The sequence below is a fragment of the Brachybacterium netajii (SeqCode) genome, from assembly GCF_054114245.1.
Genome location: NZ_JBSYXB010000003.1, coordinates 247,931 through 265,293 on the forward strand (window position 1 = coordinate 247,931; position 17,363 = coordinate 265,293).

Sequence of the window (17,363 nt, forward strand, 5' to 3'; positions counted from 1 at the left end):
GCTGACTTGGGTTCACGCTGCCCCGGGCCCCCGTTGACCTGGGCCGGTGCTCGCCTGGGTTCACGCCGACCCGGGCCCCGCTCACGAGGTACCGAACCCCCGGCGCGTGCTCACCTGTCGCCGCCCGCTCGGAGTGCGGTCGACAGTGTCGGCTCACGAACCATTTGACGCCGATTTTGGTACGCCAGGCGACAGTGTCGACTGCGCCCCGCGCTCCGCACCGACTGTTGTGCCCGCCCCGCCCCGCCCCGCCCCGCCCCGCCCCGGCCCCGGCCGGCCCCGACCCCGCCTCGTGCGGGGGGCGGGTGGTGCGGAGGCGGCAGATGGTGACGCCCCGCCAGCCTCAGCCGAGGGCGAGGAGGCTGGCGGCGGTGACGTCGTCGACGATGAGGTCGGTGGCGACGCCGGCGCGGAGGGCGGCGCGGAGGGGGACGGCCTTGCGGGTGCCGGCGGCGAGGAGGAGGCGGCGGGGGATGCGGGCGAGCTGGGCGGGGCTGGGGCCGGTGCCGCGGCTGTTCAGGCCGATGCTCTGCCAGGTGCCGTCGGCGCGGAGGAAGACGGTGCAGACGTCGCCGACGGCGCCGTCGGCCTGGAGGGAGCGGCGGTCCTCGGCGGTGAGGTAGTTGTTCGTGTAGACGTGGCTGGGGACCTCGGCGTCGAAGGCGCCGACGCTGAACACGGCGAGGGTGCACTGGCGCTGCACGTGGAGGACGCGCTGGATGGAGCGCTCCTGCCACATGGCCTGCCGGGTGGAGGCGTGGTCGAAGAAGGCGGGGACGGGGAAGTGGTGGACGGTGGCGTCCCAGAGCCCGGCGGCCTTGGCGAGCACCGCGGACACGTAGGTCATGCCGGAGCCCTCGGTGTTGATGGCGCCGTTGAGCTGGACGATCCGCAGGCCGGGGGTGGGGGAGGGGGTCAGCTTCCCGACGAGGGCGGAGATGGTGGTGCCCCAGGCGAGGCCCATGGTCATATCGGGCTCGATGGCCTCGGTGAGGAGGTCGGCGCCGGCCTGGGCGACGGCCTGGAGGCGTTCGCGCTCGCCGGGCTCGGGGGAGGCGACGACGTGGGTGCGCACGCCGAAGCGCTCGGTGATGCGGCGGCGGAGCTCGTCGGCGCGGTAGGCGCCCGGCGGGTGGAGGGTGATCGTGACGAGTCCGGTGTCGCGGGCGTCGCGCAGGAGGCGCGAGACGGTGGAGCGGGAGACGGCGAGCGTGCTGGCGATGGACTCCATCGTCTGGCCGTCGTCGTAGTACATCCGTGCAGCCTCGAAGGCGTGATCGAGGCGATTTCCGGGGGTCATCGCCCCAGTCTTGCACGTTCGTGCACCTGGCTTGCCAAGTCTGCACGGCAGTTCCACGATGAGGACCAACGGCCCTTGCGGCCGACGGCCACTCGGCCGACGACCGATCCGGTCGGCGGCCCCGGCCCGTCGGCTCCCCCCCCCCCCGGCCGACGAGATCAGCGAAGGAGCTTCCCGTGTCCTCTGTGCAGCGGTCCGCGCTCACGCCCGCCAACCGTGCCGAGCATCTCGCCAGGCTGCGAGCGGCGACGGCGGAGAGCCCCCTGGACGTGCTGGTCGTCGGCGGCGGCGTGAACGGGGCGGGGGCGGCCTTCGATGCGGCGGCCCGCGGCCTGTCCGTCGGCCTCGTCGAGTCGCACGACTGGGCGTCGGGCACCTCCTCGCGCTCCTCCAAGCTCATGCACGGCGGCCTGCGCTACCTGCAGATGCTCGACTTCAAGCTGGTCGCCGAGGCGCTGCGCGAGCGCGATCTGCTGCTGACGCACACGGCCCCGCACCTGGTGAAGCCGATCAAGTTCGTCTTCCCGTTCTACAAGAAGGTCGTCGAGCGCGGCTTCATCGGCTCCGGCGTGATGCTCTACGACGCGATGCAGTCCGTCGGCCGGAAGCGCGCGGTGCCCTTCCACCGTCACCTGCTGCACAGGAAGATGCTCGAGATCTTCCCGGGGCTCGACGGCGACAAGGCCGTCGGCGCCCTCGAGTACTACGACGCGCAGATGGACGATGCGCGCTTCGTCATGATGCTCACCCGCTCCGCCGCCCAGCACGATGCGGCGGTCGCGAACTACACGAGCGTCGTCGGCTACCTCCATGAGGGTACGACGGTCGTCGGCGCCCGGGTGCGCGACGAGGAGACCGGCGAGGAGTTCGACGTCCATGCGCGGGCGACGATCCTCGCGGGCGGCGTGTGGACGCAGGAGCAGCAGGAGCTCGCCGGGGCCGACGCCGGTCTCGAGGTGCTCGCCTCCAAGGGCATCCACGTCTCCGTCCCGCGCGAGCGCATCCGGGCCGTCCCGGACACCGGCATCATCACGATGACCGAGAAGTCCGTCCTGTTCATCATCCCGTGGGACGAGTACTGGGTCATCGGCACCACGGACACCCCGTGGACCGAGGAGCCGCGCGCCGTCGGCGCCACCGCGTCCGACGTCGACTACGTCCTCGAGCACGCGAACGCGGTGCTCAAGGAGCAGCTGACCCGCGAGGACGTCATCGGCGTCTACTCGGGCCTGCGCCCGCTGCTGCAGCCGGTGAAGAAGGGCGGGGACTCCTCGAAGTCCACGAAGGTCTCCCGCGAGCACACCGTGATGGAGGTCGAGCCGGGCCTCAGCGCGATCGCCGGCGGCAAGTTCACCACCTACCGGGTGATGGCCGAGGACGTCGTCGACTTCGCGATCCAGGACATCGAGCCCGATCGTCCGAGCCTCACCCGCACCGTCCCGGTGATCGGCGCGCAGGGCTACCCGGCCCTGAAGCGCGACGCCGCGGGGATCGGCCGACGGTACGGATTCGACCGGATCCGGACCGACCGTCTGCTGTTCCGCTACGGCGCGCTGCTGACCGACGTGCTCGCCCTGATCGACGACGAGGCGAACGCCGCCCTCGATCTCGCCCGTCCGCTCGAGCATGCGCCGCGCTACCTGCGCGCCGAGGTGCTCTACGCGGTCCGTGCCGAGGGCGCCCGGCATCTCGCCGACGTCCTCGAGCGCCGCACCCGCCTCGACTACGAGACCCGTGATCGCGGCGTCGGCGCCGCCGAGGAGGTCGCGCAGCTGATCGCCCCCGAGCTCGGCTGGGACGAGGCCACCGCCCGCGCCGAGGTCGAGGCCTACCGCGCGTACATCGCGGCCCGCCTCGAGGGCGAGTCCCTCGCGACCGATGCCGAGACCGCCCGCGTCGTCGGCGCCTCCCGGGAGGTGCCCGACCGGAGCTGATCCGGCGGCCGCCGTCGGCGCCGCGCGACACGATCGCGACGGCCCCGCGACACCGTCGCGACAGCGCCGACGAGCAGCCCCGGTCCTCGTCCGGACGGTCCCGAGACTCCGTCCGGACGGCCCCGAGAACCTGTCGAGCCGCTCCCCGAGGGACTCCCCGCGAGTCCTCCCGAGGACGTCGGCCTCGCCCCTCACGCTCTCTTTCCCCCGCTTGACCGCTTGACCGCACGACCGCTTGACCGCACGACCCGTATGTCCGCACGACCCGCAGTACCGCTGGACCGCACGACCCGCTCCACCCCACAGCTCGGGCCCGCATTCGCGACGGCCCTGCCTGAACCTCCGCGACCCTGCGGAGGACGCCTCCGGCGCCGAGACGCTCGCGCCGGACATGACGAGGAGGTCATATGGCTACCATCTTCCTGTACGAGATCGCCGGTACGGCGATGCTGCTCCTGCTGGGCGCGGGCGTCTGCGCGAACGTCGCCCTGAGGAAGTCCAACGGGCACCAGGGCGGCTGGGTGCTCATCAGCTTCGGCTGGGGCCTCGCCGTGTTCGCCGGCGTCTTCGTCGCCTACAAGACCGGCGCCCACCTGAACCCCGCCGTGACCCTGGGCCTGCTCGCCAGCGGCGCCGAGGAGTACGCCCCCGGCATCGCGGTGACCGCGGGCAACACCATCGCCTACCTCGCGGCCGAGCTCATCGGCGCGTTCCTCGGCGCGGTCCTCGCCTGGGTCGCCTACAAGAAGCAGTACGACGACGAGGTCGACGCCGGCACCATCCTCGGCACCTTCTCCACCGGCCCCGCGATCCGCTCCTACGGCTGGAACCTGGTCACCGAGATCATCGGCACCTTCGTGCTCGTCTTCGTGATCCTGCTGTTCGGCAACACCCCGCACGAGATGGGCCCGCTGGCCGTGGCGCTGCTGGTCGTCGCGATCGGCATGTCCCTCGGCGGCCCCACCGGCTACGCCATCAACCCGGCGCGAGACCTCGGCCCCCGCATCGCGCATGCGCTGCTGCCGATCCCGAACAAGGGCGGCTCGAACTGGTCCTATGCGTGGGTCCCGGTCGTCGGCCCGATCATCGGCGGCGTCCTCGCCGGTCTGGTGAGCATGGCCTTCTGAGCATCCCGCCCGTCGGCGGCGCGACCCCCGGGCCGCCGCCGACGGGCCCCGCCGCGGCACCCGCCCGCGGCATCCGTCCCCCAGCGCACGTCCGCGCTTCCGCATTACTCTCGAACGACCCGACGAAGGAGTCACCGTGAACGACACCCCGAAGTACATCCTCGCCATCGACCAGGGCACCACCTCCACCCGTGCGATCGTCTTCGACCACGACGGCCAGATCGTCTCCTCCGGCCAGAAGGAGCATGAGCAGATCTTCCCGCGCGCCGGCTGGGTCGAGCACGATGCGCTGGAGATCTGGCGGAACACCCGCGCCGTCGTCGCCGACGCCCTGCAGCAGGCCGAGATCAACCGGCACCAGCTGGCCGCCGTCGGCATCACGAACCAGCGCGAGACCGCCGTCGTCTGGGACCGGACGACCGGCGAGCCGGTGTACAACGCGATCGTCTGGCAGGACACCCGGACGCAGCGGATCTGCGACGAGCTCGCGGGCGACGAGGGCGCCGACAAGTACAAGGAGCGCGTCGGCCTGCCGCTCGCGACCTACTTCTCGGGCCCCAAGGTGAAGTGGATCCTCGACAACGTCGAGGGCGCCCGCGAGAAGGCCGAGAAGGGCGATCTGCTCTTCGGCAACACCGACTCGTGGCTGGTGTGGAACATGACCGGCGGCGTCGACGGCGGCATCCACGTCACCGACGTCACCAACGCCTCCCGCACGATGCTCATGAACATCGACACCCTCGACTGGAACGCGGACATCGCCGCGGACATGGGCATCCCGCTGTCGATGCTCCCGGAGATCAAGTCGTCCTCCGAGATCTACGGCTACGGACGCAAGCAGGGCCTGCTGATCGACACCCCGATCGCCGGCATCCTTGGCGACCAGCAGGCCGCGACCTTCGGCCAGGCCTGCTTCGAGGTCGGCCAGGCGAAGAACACCTACGGCACCGGCAACTTCATGCTCATCAACACCGGTGAGGAGCTGGTCCGCAGCGAGAACGGCCTGCTGACGACCGTCGCCTACAAGATCGGCGACGCGAAGCCGGTCTACGCCCTCGAGGGCTCGGTCGCGGTCACCGGCTCGCTCGTCCAGTGGGTGCGCGACAACCTGGGCCTGATCAAGGACGCCCCCGAGATCGAGGAGCTCGCCAAGCAGGTCGACGACAACGGCGGCTGCTACGTCGTCCCCGCCTTCTCGGGCCTCTTCGCCCCCTACTGGAAGGCCGACGCCCGCGGCGTCATCGTGGGTCTGACCCGCTACATCAACAAGAACCACATCGCCCGCGCGACCCTCGAGGCCACCGCCTTCCAGTCCGCCGAGCTGCTCGAGGCCATGAACGCCGACTCCGGCGTCGACCTCACCGAGCTGAAGGTCGACGGCGGCATGGTCAAGAACGAGACCCTCATGCAGTTCCAGGCCGACATCCTCGGCGTGCCGGTCGTCCGCCCGCAGGTCATCGAGACCACCGCGCTGGGCGCCGCCTACGCCGCGGGCATCGCGGTCGGCTACTGGTCCGGCGAGCAGGACGTCATCGACAACTGGGCCGAGGACAAGCGCTGGGAGCCCGCCATGGACGAGGAGACCCGCGCCCGCAGCCTGCGCCTGTGGAAGAAGGCCGTCGAGCGCACCTTCGAGTGGGTCGACGAGGACACCGAGGCGCAGCACGCGGACTGATCGCCGCGCGGCCGACGGGCGGATCCGCCGCGCCGTCGGACGGGTCGGGCCGGGAGGGCCGGGACGGTCGGGAGTAGGGTCGGGGACATCCCGAGCCGCCCGGCCTCCCGGCCCTCCGGCGTTCCCCCACCCCGCTGATCCCGCCCGACCCCGCTGATCCCGCCCCGACCCCGCTGATCCCGCCCCGTGGCGCGACCGTGCCGCGACCCCGCTGATCCCCGCCCGCGCGACGGAGCGCGGAGCCCGAGCCCGTCCGTCGGCCCTTCGCCGACCGGCCGGACGAGCCCGAGATCCCCACGATCGGAGACTCGTCATGGACCTCCTCTTCAAGCTGATCGCGCTGGCGATCTACTTCATCGCGATGCTGGCCATCGGCCTGTACGCCTATCGCAGGACCACCGGCGGCGACGAGTACATGCTCGGCGGCCGCCAGCTCCACCCCTTCACCGCGGCCCTGTCCGCGGGCGCCTCCGACATGTCCGGCTGGCTGCTCATGGGACTGCCCGGGGCGCTCTTCCTCAGCGGGCTCGTCGAGGCCTGGATCGCCGTCGGCCTCACCGTCGGCGCGGCGCTGAACTGGGCGTTCGTCGCTCCGCGGCTGCGCCAGTACACGCAGATCGCCGGGGATGCGATCACCGTGCCGAGCTTCTTCGGGAACCGGCTGCACGACCGCACGCACCTGTTGCGCATCGTCGCGGGCCTGGTCATCCTCGTGTTCTTCGCCTTCTACGTGTCCTCGGGGATGGTCGCCGGCGGCGTGTTCTTCCAGTCGATGTTCGGCGGACCGTATCTCGTGGGCATGCTGCTGGTCGCCAGCGTCACCGTCGTCTACAGCCTCTTCGGAGGCTTCCTCGGCGCGAGCTACACCGACGTCGTCCAGGGCCTGATCATGCTGGTGTCGCTGCTGGCGGTGCCGCTCGTCGCGATGGTCGTCGTCGGCGGACCGGCGGAGATGTGGTCCTCGATCCAGCAGGTCGACGAGAGCTTCACGTCCATGTCCCGCGGCGCGACCGCCGTCGGCGTGATCTCCTCGCTGGCCTGGGGCCTCGGCTACTTCGGGCAGCCGCACATCATCGTGCGCTTCATGGCGCTGCGCTCCGCCCGCGACGCGAAGTACGGGCTCGCGGTCGGCATCGGCTGGATGATCCTGTGCGTCGGGGGCGCGGTCTTCACGGCCATGGCCGGCCTCGCCTACTTCCAGCAGCACGGCGACGCGCTGCTGACCGACAAGACCAACGGCGAGTCCGTCTTCCTCGACCTCGCGCAGATCCTCTTCCATCCGCTGATCGCGGGCCTGCTGCTCGCCGCGGTCCTCGCCGCGATCATGTCGACGCTGTCCTCGCAGCTCATCGTGTGCTCCTCCGCCCTCGTCGAGGACCTGCTCGGCGGCGTCGGCGTGAAGCTCGGCGCGACGGCGAAGCTGTGGGCCGGACGCGGCGGTGTGCTCGCCGTGTCGATCTTCGCGGCGATCCTCGCCCTGGACCCCGACAACTCGATCCTCGGCCTCGTCGCCTTCGCCTGGGCGGGCTTCGGCGCGGCCTTCGGGCCGATCGTGCTGCTGTCGCTGTTCTGGCGGCGCCTGACGATGCTCGGCGCGCTCACCGGTATGATCGCCGGCGCGGGCATCGCCTTCTGGTGGGGCCAGGCCAAGCCCGACGTCGCCTGGGGCCTGTTCACCGCGGCCGACGGCACCGCCCAGCACCTCTACGAGATCGTCCCCGGCTTCGCCGCCGCGCTGCTCGTCGCGATCGTCGTCTCGCTCGTGACGCCGCGCCCGCCGGCGGTCGCCATGGAGGAGTTCGACGACATGGTCGCCTCGCTCCGCACCGGGGAGGTCCCCGACCGCGGCGAGGGCGGCGACGGCGGCCGACGCGACGAGCCCGTCCCCGCCGCCGGCTGACGAGCGGGCGCCCGGCTGATGGGGCGAGCGGCTGGCGGGCGTCCGGGCTGCCCGTCGGCCGACGGGCTGGTCAGGCGGCCGGCTCGGGGTCCCCGAAGACGCGCTCGTCCGTGGGGCCGACGACACCGGGGCGGACCGCGAACAGCGATCCCGCCTCGGGGTCCTCGCCGTCGGGGAGGTTCTCGCGGCTGGTGGTGATGTAGAGCGTGCCGCGGTCCTCGTCGCCGAAGGCACAGGCCGTGACCTGGCGCGGGCCCACGCCGATGCGCTCGACGACGGACCCGTCGGCCCCGAGGCCGAGCACCTGGTGGCCCGAGTGCATCGCGACCCACACGTTGCCCTCGGCGTCGAGGGTGAGGCCGTCGGGGTGGCCGTCCTCGGAGGAGAGGTCGGCGAAGGGGCGGCGCTCGACGAGACCGCGCGCGTCGTCCCAGTCGAAGAGGTCGACCCGGCCGGTGGGGGTGTCGACGTAGAAGGCGCGCGTCCCGTCGGCCGAGAAGGCGAGGCCGTTGGAGATCGTGAGGTCGGAGAGGACCTGCTCGGTCTGGCCATCGGGGTGCAGGCGCCACATCGCGGCCGCGCCCGGCGTCGCCCCGTAGGCCATCGAGCCGCAGAGGAAGGAGCCGTCGGGGGCGATCGCGCCCTCGTTCATGCGGATCGGCCCGTCCCACAGCGGGGGCAGGAGGGTGAAGGAGCCGTCGGCGTCCTCGAGCGCGAAGCCCTTCTCGACGGCGAGCACGGCGCCGCCGTCGTCGGCCGGCCGCACGCAGGCGACCACGGGGCTGGGACCGCTGATGCGGTGCGCGGTCCCGTCGGCGCGCAGCTCCATGATGTCGCCCTCGAGGAGGTCCACCCAGCGCAGCCCGCCCCACGAGTCGGACCAGTACGGCCCCTCCGCGTGATAGCAGATCGAGTCGGTGAGGCGTTCGGCCTGCATGGCTGCTCCGTTCGGACGGCGACGAGGTCGACGGCGCCCGCCCGCGGAGATCCCGCGAGCGGGACTCCCGGGCACGACGGTGCCGTCGGGCCCCACGCTACGCGGGATCTCCGGGATCGGGCTGGGTCGCGGCGAGATCCTGCGGGGAGAGAGGGCCTCGGGGCGCCGGGAACGGACCCGGCGCCCCGAGGCGGATGCCTCAGGCGGTGAAGCGGCGGCGGAGGAGGACGAGGAGTCCGCCCACAGCCGCGAGGCCTGCTGCGACGGCCGCGGCGATGCCCGCGTTCGTGCCGGTCACCGCGAGGCGGCCGGGGTCGGTGGCGCTGGCGCCGGGGGCGTCGTCATCGGAGACGGTCGACGTGGTGCCGGAGCCGGTGTCGCCCGAGCCGGTGGTGCCGTCGGACGAGCCGCCGGCATCCGAGGCGCCGCCGGAGCCGGTGGTGCCGGAACCGTCGCCCTGGTCGGTGCCCTGGCCATCGCCCTGATCGTCGGATCCGGTGCCGTCGTCGTCGGAGCCGTCGTCGGTCCCGTCATCGGTGCCGTTGTCGCCGTCGTCATCGCCCTGGTCGTCGTCGCCGTCGACCGGGTCGGTGGGGACGGCGGGCACGACGTCGGTGTCGCCGACGATGATGCCGCGGCCGTTGGTCGCGATGTAGACGCGGCCGAAGACGTCGGGGTCGCCGGTGATGGCGGCGTCCGTGATGCCCCACTGGTTCTGGTCGTCGTTGATGCGCTGCCAGGTGGTGCCGCCGTCGACCGAGCGGTAGATGCCGCGCTGGCCCTCGTAGGAGCCGGAGACGTAGATCGCCTGGCTGTCGAAGCCGGGGGCCGCCGCGCCGAAGCCGACGACGTCGGCCGCATCGAAGCCGTCGAAGGACTCCCAGGTCACGCCGCCGTCGAGGGAGCGGAACAGGCCGTAGACGCCGTCGCCCTCGTCGTCGGTCGCATCCTTGTCGCCGCCGGCCGCCCAGACCTCGCCCTCGGAGCCGAGGACGGTCGCGATGCGCACGCTGCCGAAGGTCGGCAGCACGGAGGCGCCGTCGGCGTCGGTGCCCGCGGAGGCCGTGAAGCTGAGGCCGCCGTCGGTCGAGACCGAGAGGACGCCGTCGACCCACGCGTACACGAGCGACGGGTCGACGCGGTCCGCCTGGACCTCGGCGGTGGAGCCCGCGGAGCCCTCGGGGAGGCCGGTCGCGGCGGTCCAGGTCTGGCCGTCGTCGGTGCTGACCTGCACGCCGATGCCCGCGGCCGACCAGATGATCGTGCCGCCGTCGGCCGTGAGCGCGGCGCGGCCCGATTCGGTCGCGCCCTCGACGGTCGCACCCCCGGTCCAGGTCTCCCCGGAGTCGCGGGAGACGGCGACGCGGAAGGCGCCCTCGGCGTCGGTGCCCGCGCGGACGTAGACCGACTGGTCCAGACCGGCGATGTCGACGCTGCCGGTGCCGCCCATGTACGGGCCCTCGATCATCGAGGGGACCTCGTCGATCGAGCCGTGGACGAAGCCGCCCAGGTCGAACATGGCCGAGAGCAGGTCCACGTCGCCGGCGGGGGCGGCGAGGTCCTGGATCGCGGTCTCCTCGATGCCCTGGGCCTCGGGGGTGATCAGCACGGTGCCGCCCTCGTCCCAGTCGGTGAGGTTCGAGGTGCGGTAGATCGTCGCGCCCGTCCCGTACATCATCTCGTCGGGATCGAAGGGGTTGATGGCCAGGCCCTCCGCCATCCAGCCGAGCTTCGGCGCGGGCTCCGTCCACAGGGCCGGCTCCGTCGGCGCCACGCCGAAGGTCAGCCACGGCACCCCGGTGATGTCCTGCTGGTAGCGGGCGACGAACTCCTGGTTCCCAGCGTCGTCGGTCGCGTACTCCCAGATCGGGGACCAGGTCTCGCCGCCGTCGGTGGAGCGGAAGATGAGGATGTCCGGCCACCACTGGATCTGCGTGGTCACCATGATGGTGTCGGGATCGGAGGCGTCGATCGACAGGCCCGAGAAGCCGAAGTCGGCGCCGACGGGCCGGTAGTCCGGGGTCAGATCCGTCCAGGTGCCGTCGTCGATCGAATAGCGCCACACCTCGCCGTCGCCGCCGTCGTAGGGGCCGGCCGTGTCCGAGGTCGTGATGTACAGGTAGCCGTTGACCTCGTCGATCTGGCCGTGGTGCGCGAGATAGCCGGTGGGGGCGCCCTCGACGGGCTGCCAGGTCGCGCCGCCGTCGTCGGACCGGTACAGCGGATCCTCGAGGTCGCCGACGGCGGTGAAGATCGTCTGCGAGCCGCCGTCGGTCGCGGAGCGGGTGTCGAACGCCGTCCACAGGACGCCGATCTCCTGGCGGTCGTAGGACCACTCGCTGTCGGGGTTCGGCGCGAAGTTCCCGACGTTCGGGAAGGCGTCGACCTGCGACCAGGTCGCGCCCTTGTCCGTCGAGCGCCACAGGCCGGCACCGTTCTCGGCGCCGTAGTAGAGCACGTCGTTGTCGGCGGGGTCGACGACGAGGCGCTCGCCGATGCCGCGGCCGGCCATGTTGCCGCCGACCTTGAAGGGCAGCTCGGTGCGCTCCCAGGTCTGCCCGTAGTCGTCCGAGCGCAGGATCGCGCCGTTGTTGGGATCCCACTCGTTGGTGTACATGCCGACCGCGACGTAGACGCGGTTGGTCTCGACCGGGTCCGTGGACAGGCTCATCACGCCGTTGTAGCCCCAGTCGTCCCAGCCGACCTCGTCCAGCAGCGGCACCCAGGTGTCGCTCGCGCGGTCGAGCCGGTACGCGCCGCCGATGTCGGTGCGCGCGTAGACCAGCCCCTCCTCGGTCGGGTTGTAGATGATCCCCGGCACGAAGCCGCCGCCCTCGATCTGGGCGTTCGACCAGGTGTAGTCCGACGAGGCGGCGTCGGCGAGCTCGGTCGCGACGGCGGGCGCGGCGGTGGTCGGGGCCGCGAAGGCCGGGACCATCATGCAGGGGGTCGCGACGAGCGCCAGCAGAGCGGCCGACGAGGCAATCGAAGCGCTTCCGCGTCGCTGGCGACGGCGCGGGGCAGGGGCGGCGATGGCGTCGGGCGCCGTGGTGCCGCTCGCGGACGTGCGTGAGGTGCTGGACGCGCGGGGCGCGCCGAACGCGCTGGACGTGCGGGAGGAGGCCGGGTGGGGGCCGTGCATCTGTCACTCCTTCGTGGGGGAGGAACGCGCGTGCCGCAGCGGGTGCACAGGTCGGCGTGCACTGCGGCACCCGCGGGGGAACGGGTGGGAACTGCCTGCGGAGTCCTCGTGCGACGGCGCGGAGGGCTCCGGGGTCGGCCGGCTCGATGCTGCTCGCCGGGACCCGCCTGATTCCGGTCAGCTATGACCGGCATCACCGGAAGAGTAATCGAAACGCTTCGCCAGCGAAAGGGTTTTCGCGGAGGAGGGGGTTACGGAACGGGAACGACGGGTGGACGGCGGTCGGGCCGTGGCGTCAGGACGCGTCGGCGTACGCGAGGTCCTCGCCGCAGCGGACGCAGCGGAAGAGGTAGGCGACGAGATCGCCGTCGCGGCGGAGGTGCACGAGGACCTCGGGATCCCAGCCGTCGGCGATGATCGCGGCGCGCGCGGCGGGCAGGGGCTCCACGTCCTCCCAGCCGGCGGTGCCCCGGTAGGCGGCCGCCTCGCCGCAGTGCGCGAGCCAGCGCGTTCCCTGCCAGGTCGAGAAGCCGGGGGTGCGGCGCACGACGGCCCGAGCGGACTCCTCGGAGGCCCCGGGATCCACGTCGACGAGGAGGCCCGGGACCTCGGGGACGCCCGCGGCGAGGCACCACGGGCACAGGGCGCCGCCCGCGCCGGGGCCACCGGCGCCCGCGCCCGGGCGGCGGCCGCCGGCGGCCGGGTCGAGGTCGACTCCGGCGACCCGCCATCCGCGGGCGCGACCGCAGACGGCGCAGGCCAGGACCGTGCGGGTGATCGCGCCGGTCGCGACGGGATCCGGGTGGTAGCGGAAGACCGGCAGCTCCTCGGCCTCGGCCTCGGCGTCGGCCCCGTCGCCGCTCGTCCCTCCGCTGAGCGCGGCGACCGCGTCGGGGTCCGGGGCGAGGTCGGCGAGGTCGATGCCGAGCGGGACGATCGGGTTCAGGTTCCGCTGGAGGTGCAGTGCGGTGCCGAGCACGCCCGGCCGCTCCGGATCCGGGAGCAGCGTGAGGCGATCATGCGGGACCGCGCCGAGGCCGACGACCGTGCCGTCGGCCGGGAACGGGGTTCCGGGGACCAGGCCGCCGAAGCCGTCCAGCGCGATCTGCTCGATCGCCCGGGCCTCGGCGGTCGAGCGGGCGATGTCCTGCGCGGTCGCCGTCATGCGCTTGCGATGCGAGCGGTCCAGCACCGGCAGCATCCGCCAGACGCGGGCCGTCGCCCCCGCGGTGTCGTCGAGGACGAAGCCGTTCTCCGCCAGCAGCCGCATGCGCAGGAGATCGGGGAGTCGCGCCCCGATCAGGTCCTCGACGCGGGCCACGTCCTCCTCGCGGGCGCCCGGGGACGGACGCGGGCCGGCGGAGGCGTGGGCGGGGCGGCGGTCGCCGCTCATCGCAGCGGGGCCTCGCCGACGAGCGTCGTCGGCTCCAGACGGATCCGGATCGACTTGTAGACGGGCGTGTTCGAGCCGCGCGCGACATGGCGGTTGTGCACGAGCACGTTCGCCTCCGGGAAGTAGGAGAAGGCGCAGCCCGTCGCCGTCGGATACGCGATCACGCGGAAGCCCTGCGCGAAGCGCTCCTCACCGTCGAACTCGCTGGTCACATCGACGATCTGGCCGCTCGTGAAGCCGAGGCGGCGGATGTCCTCGGAGTTCATGAGGATCACCCGTCGGCCCTCGCCGATGCCGCGGTAGCGGTCGTTGAGGGCGTAGATCGTGGAGTTGAACTGGTCGTGGGAGCGGGAGATCTGCAGTAGCAGACGATCCTCGGGCAGGCGCAGCACCTCCAGCGGAGAGGAGGTGAAATGCGCGAGGCCGTCGTCGGTCGCGAAGGTGCGGGAATCGCGCGGACCGTTGGGGAGCTGGAAGCCGCCCGGCTCGTCGAGCCGCCGCTCGAAGTCCTCGAACCCGGGGATCACGCGGGAGACGTGATCCCGGATCACCGCATAGTCGGTGATCATCGCGGGCCAGTCGACGACGGACTCGGGGCCGAAGGTCTCCTGGGCGATGCCCGTGAGGATCGCCGGCTCGGACAGCAGCATCCGCGACGCCGGCTTCAGGTTCCCCTGCGTGGCATGGACCATCGACATGGAGTCCTCGACGCTGAGGCGCTGCGGGGAGCCGCCCGTGAGGTCGAGCTCGGTGCGGCCGAGGGTCGGGAGGATCAGCGACACCTTCCCGGCAGAGAGATGGGAGCCGTTGAGCTTCGTAGAGATGTAGACCGTCATGTCGACGTTCCGCAGGGCGGCGTCGGTGAGGTCGGAGTCGCCGGTGACGCGCGCGAAGTTGCCGCCCATCTGCAGGAAGAAGCGCCCGCGGCCGTCGGCCATGGCACGCACCGCCTCGACCGTGTCCACGCCGTGCTCCCGCGGGGAGACGATCCCGAACTCGGCATCCAGCGCTGCGAGGAACTCCTCCTTCGGCTTCTCGTAGATGCCCTGCGTGCGATCCCCCTGCACGTTGGAATGGCCGCGCACCGGGCACAGCCCCGCCCCCGGCCGACCGATGTTCCCCGTCATCAGCAGCAGGTTCACGATCTCCTGGATCGTCGCGACCGCCTGCACATGCTGCGTGAGCCCGAGCGCCCAGCAGACGATCACGCTGCGCGCGTCGATCACCATCTGCGCGACCGTCTCGATCTGCGACCGAGGGACCCCGGCCGCATACTCGATGTCCTCCCAGGAGATCCCCGCGAGATGCTCCCGCAGCGCCTCGAAGCCCGAGGTGCTCTCCTCGATGAAGACCTTGTCGAGGATCGATTCGTCGTCGGCCGCGCGCTCGAGGAGGATCTTGTTGATGCCCTGGAAGAGGGCGAGATCGCCGGCCAGACGGATCTGCACGAACTCGTCGGAGATGACCTGGCCGCGGCCGAGCGCATCCTTCGGGGACTGCGGATCCTTGAACCGCAGCAGGCCCGCCTCCGGCAGCGGATTGATGCCGACGATGCGTCCGCCGTTCCGCTTCGCCTCCGCGAGGGCCGCGAGCATCCGCGGATGATTCGTGCCCGGGTTCTGACCGGCCACGATCAGCAGGTCCGCGGTCTCGACATCATGGAGGGTGACGGTCCCCTTGCCGACCCCGACCGTCGCGTTCATCGCCACGCCGCTCGACTCGTGGCACATGTTCGAGCAGTCCGGAAGATTGTTCGTGCCGAGCTGCCGGGCGAGCAGCTGCAGCAGGAAGGCCGTCTCGTTCTCGGTGCGGCCCGAGGTGTAGAAGATCGCCTGGTCGGGGGAGTCGAGGCCGCGGAGCTGAGCACCGATCATCTCGAAGGACGCCCGCCAGGAGATCGGCTCGTAATGGTCCGAGCCCTCCCGGCGGATCATCGGGTGCGTCAGCCGGCCCTGCTCGCCCAGCCAGTGGTCCGAGCGCTCCCGCAGCGAGCTGATCGGATGCTCGGCGAAGAACTCGTTGGTGACGCGGCGCAGCGTGGCCTCGTCGGCGACCGCGCGTGCCCCGTTCTCGCAGAAGGCGATCCGCTTGCGCTGCGACGGATCCTCATCCGGCCACGCGCAGGACTGGCAGTCGAAGCCGCCGACCTGGTTGACCTTCAGCAGGGTGCGGGCGGTGCGCACGGCGCCCATCTGCTCGAGCCCGGTGGTGATCGCGTTGACGGCGGCCGGGATGCCGGTCGCCCAGGTCTCGGGCTTCCGGACCGTCAGATTCCTATCGCCGTCGTCGGTCTCGGGGGCTGGTCGGGAGAACAGTGAGGGGGCCATGGCGGGCTCCTTTCCGCAGCGTCGCCGGGAGAGCAGGACGACGGGAGATCGGCGCCGTCGCCGAGTGCCATCGTCTCACGGGAGGGGCGTCCATGAACGGGACGTCAGCGGCATCTGCCGTGCATAGAGCAGGGCAGATGCTCCTCAGATCCCGTTCGCTGCCGCCCTGCCGCCCCTGTCCCCGGCGCCGGCGCCAGCCTCCCCCTCAGCCCGCCAGGGCCTTCCCGCGCTGCTCGGGCAGCGTGAAGGCGGCGAGAGCGGCGAGGGCGAAGGCTGCCGCGAAGACGATGAAGGCGAGGACCTGCCCGCCGGTCGCGACCAGCACGGGGACCATGAACGGCGCGATCAGGGAGGCGAGACGGCCGAAGCCCGCGGCGGCGCCCGTGCCGGTGCCGCGCACCGCCGTCGGGTACAGCTCCGGGCCGATCGCGTAGAGGGCGCCCCAGGCGCCGAGGTTGAAGAAGCTCAGCATGCAGCCGGCGGCGATGATCGCGGCCTCGGAGTCGGCCATGCCGTAGAGCACCGCGGCGACGGCGGATCCGGCGAGGAACACGGTCAGCGTCCAGCGCCGCCCCAGCACCTCGATGAGCCAGGCCGCGACCGCATAGCCGGGCAGCTGGGCGAGCGTGATGATCAGGGTGAAGGAGAACGAGGTGGTCAGCGAGAACCCGCGGTCGATCAGCAGGGTCGGGATCCAGATGAACGCGCCGTAGTAGGACAGGTTGATGCAGAACCACACGGCCCACAGCGCGGCGGTGCGGGCGCGCAGGGGGCGGGACCAGATCCCGCCGGAAGCGCCCGCCGCGGCATCCGCCGGGGCCTCGCCCCTCTCCTCGCCCTTCTCCTCGACCCGCACCGGGACCCGCGCCTCGCGCGCGCGGCCGACGGCGGGGGACGCCTCGAATCCGCGGACGATCTCCTCGGCCTCCGCATGCCGCCCGGTCCGCTCGAGGTGGCGGACGGATTCGGGCATGCCGAGACGGATCACGAGCGACCACAGCGCCGGAACCATGCCGATCGCGAGGGCCCAGCGCCAGCCCGTCGGCCCCGAGGCGGCGACGAAGGTGCCGATCACGGCGGCGAGGATCCAGCCGAGCGCCCAGAACGCCTCGAGCCAGACGATCACGCGGCCGCGGATCCGCGCGGGGGCGAACTCGCTGATGAGGGTGGAGGCGACGGGCAGCTCGGCGCCGAGGCCGAGGCCGACGACGAAGCGCAGCGCGATGAGCATCGCGAGGCCGCCGGAGAGGGCGGAGGCACCGGTCGCGAGCCCGTAGACCAGCAGGGTCAGGGCGAAGACGGAGCGTCGGCCGATGCGGTCGGCGAGGAGCCCGCCGACGGTCGCGCCGATCGCCATCCCGGCGAAGCCGACGGAGGCGATGAGGGAGCCGTCGGACTTCCCGATGCCCCAGTGCACGGTCAGCGCCGCGATCACGAAGGACACCAGGCCGACGTCCATCGCGTCGAGGGCCCAGCCGATGCCGGAGGCGCCCAGCAGCTTCGCGTGCTTGCGGGTGAAGGGGAGGCGGTCGAGCCGTTCGGCGCGGGTGGGCGCGCTGCCGGGGTCGGTCGTCGAGGAGGACGTCGGGGGCGTGGTCATGGGATCTCCGCAGGGGTGCGAACGAGGG

At 72.1% G+C, this 17,363-nt stretch carries 10 protein-coding genes; 4 read left to right on the forward strand and 6 right to left on the reverse strand.

Features of this window, described 5'->3' with window-relative positions:
• Positions 1–343 precede the first annotated feature (343 nt).
• Positions 344–1,300 carry a sugar-binding transcriptional regulator gene (locus ACXET9_RS08425; RefSeq protein ID WP_457886087.1) on the reverse strand — a complete coding sequence of 319 codons (957 nt, stop codon included), beginning with the start codon at positions 1,298–1,300 and terminating at the stop codon, positions 344–346.
• Positions 1,301–1,476: 176 nt separating this feature from the next.
• Between ACXET9_RS08425 and ACXET9_RS08430 the strand changes: the two genes are divergently transcribed.
• The 4 genes from ACXET9_RS08430 (at position 1,477) to putP (ending at position 7,936) form a co-directional block, all read left to right on the forward strand.
• Positions 1,477–3,234 (forward strand): glycerol-3-phosphate dehydrogenase/oxidase, encoded by a 1,758-nt coding sequence (locus ACXET9_RS08430; RefSeq protein ID WP_457886088.1) that lies wholly within the window; start codon positions 1,477–1,479, stop codon positions 3,232–3,234.
• A gap of 407 nt (positions 3,235–3,641) precedes the next feature.
• On the forward strand, positions 3,642–4,361 hold the full coding sequence (locus ACXET9_RS08435) for an MIP/aquaporin family protein (protein ID WP_457886089.1): 720 nt from the start codon (positions 3,642–3,644) through the stop codon (positions 4,359–4,361).
• Between the two features lie 136 nt (positions 4,362–4,497).
• Positions 4,498–6,036, forward strand: coding sequence for a glycerol kinase GlpK (glpK, locus tag ACXET9_RS08440; protein ID WP_457886090.1), 1,539 nt, complete (start codon positions 4,498–4,500; stop codon positions 6,034–6,036).
• A gap of 313 nt (positions 6,037–6,349) precedes the next feature.
• A complete protein-coding gene (gene putP, locus ACXET9_RS08445) occupies positions 6,350–7,936 on the forward strand; it encodes a sodium/proline symporter PutP (RefSeq protein WP_457886091.1) in 1,587 nt (528 codons plus the stop codon).
• Between the two features lie 70 nt (positions 7,937–8,006).
• On the opposite strand, the gene ACXET9_RS08450 is transcribed toward putP, so the two are convergent.
• The 5 genes from ACXET9_RS08450 to ACXET9_RS08470 all read right to left on the reverse strand — a co-directional run bounded on the left by ACXET9_RS08450 (position 8,007) and on the right by ACXET9_RS08470 (position 17,335).
• Complete coding sequence (locus ACXET9_RS08450; RefSeq protein ID WP_457886092.1) at positions 8,007–8,873, reverse strand: SMP-30/gluconolactonase/LRE family protein; 867 nt, start codon at positions 8,871–8,873, stop codon at positions 8,007–8,009.
• 199 nt (positions 8,874–9,072) lie between these two features.
• Positions 9,073–12,015, reverse strand: a complete 2,943-nt coding sequence (locus tag ACXET9_RS08455; RefSeq protein WP_457886093.1) for a xyloglucanase — start codon at positions 12,013–12,015, stop codon at positions 9,073–9,075.
• Positions 12,016–12,310: 295 nt separating this feature from the next.
• On the reverse strand, positions 12,311–13,408 hold the full coding sequence (locus tag ACXET9_RS08460) for a CbrC family protein (RefSeq protein ID WP_457886094.1): 1,098 nt from the start codon (positions 13,406–13,408) through the stop codon (positions 12,311–12,313).
• The gene (locus ACXET9_RS08465) at positions 13,405–15,735 is read right to left on the reverse strand and encodes an FdhF/YdeP family oxidoreductase (RefSeq protein WP_457886095.1); all 2,331 of its coding nucleotides are present in this window, start codon (positions 15,733–15,735) and stop codon (positions 13,405–13,407) included. Before ACXET9_RS08465 ends, ACXET9_RS08460 begins: the two co-directional genes overlap by 4 nt.
• A 205-nt stretch (positions 15,736–15,940) precedes the next feature.
• Positions 15,941–17,335: an MFS transporter gene (locus tag ACXET9_RS08470; RefSeq protein WP_457886096.1), complete on the reverse strand. Its 1,395-nt coding sequence runs from the start codon at positions 17,333–17,335 to the stop codon at positions 15,941–15,943.
• Positions 17,336–17,363: the final 28 nt, after the last annotated feature.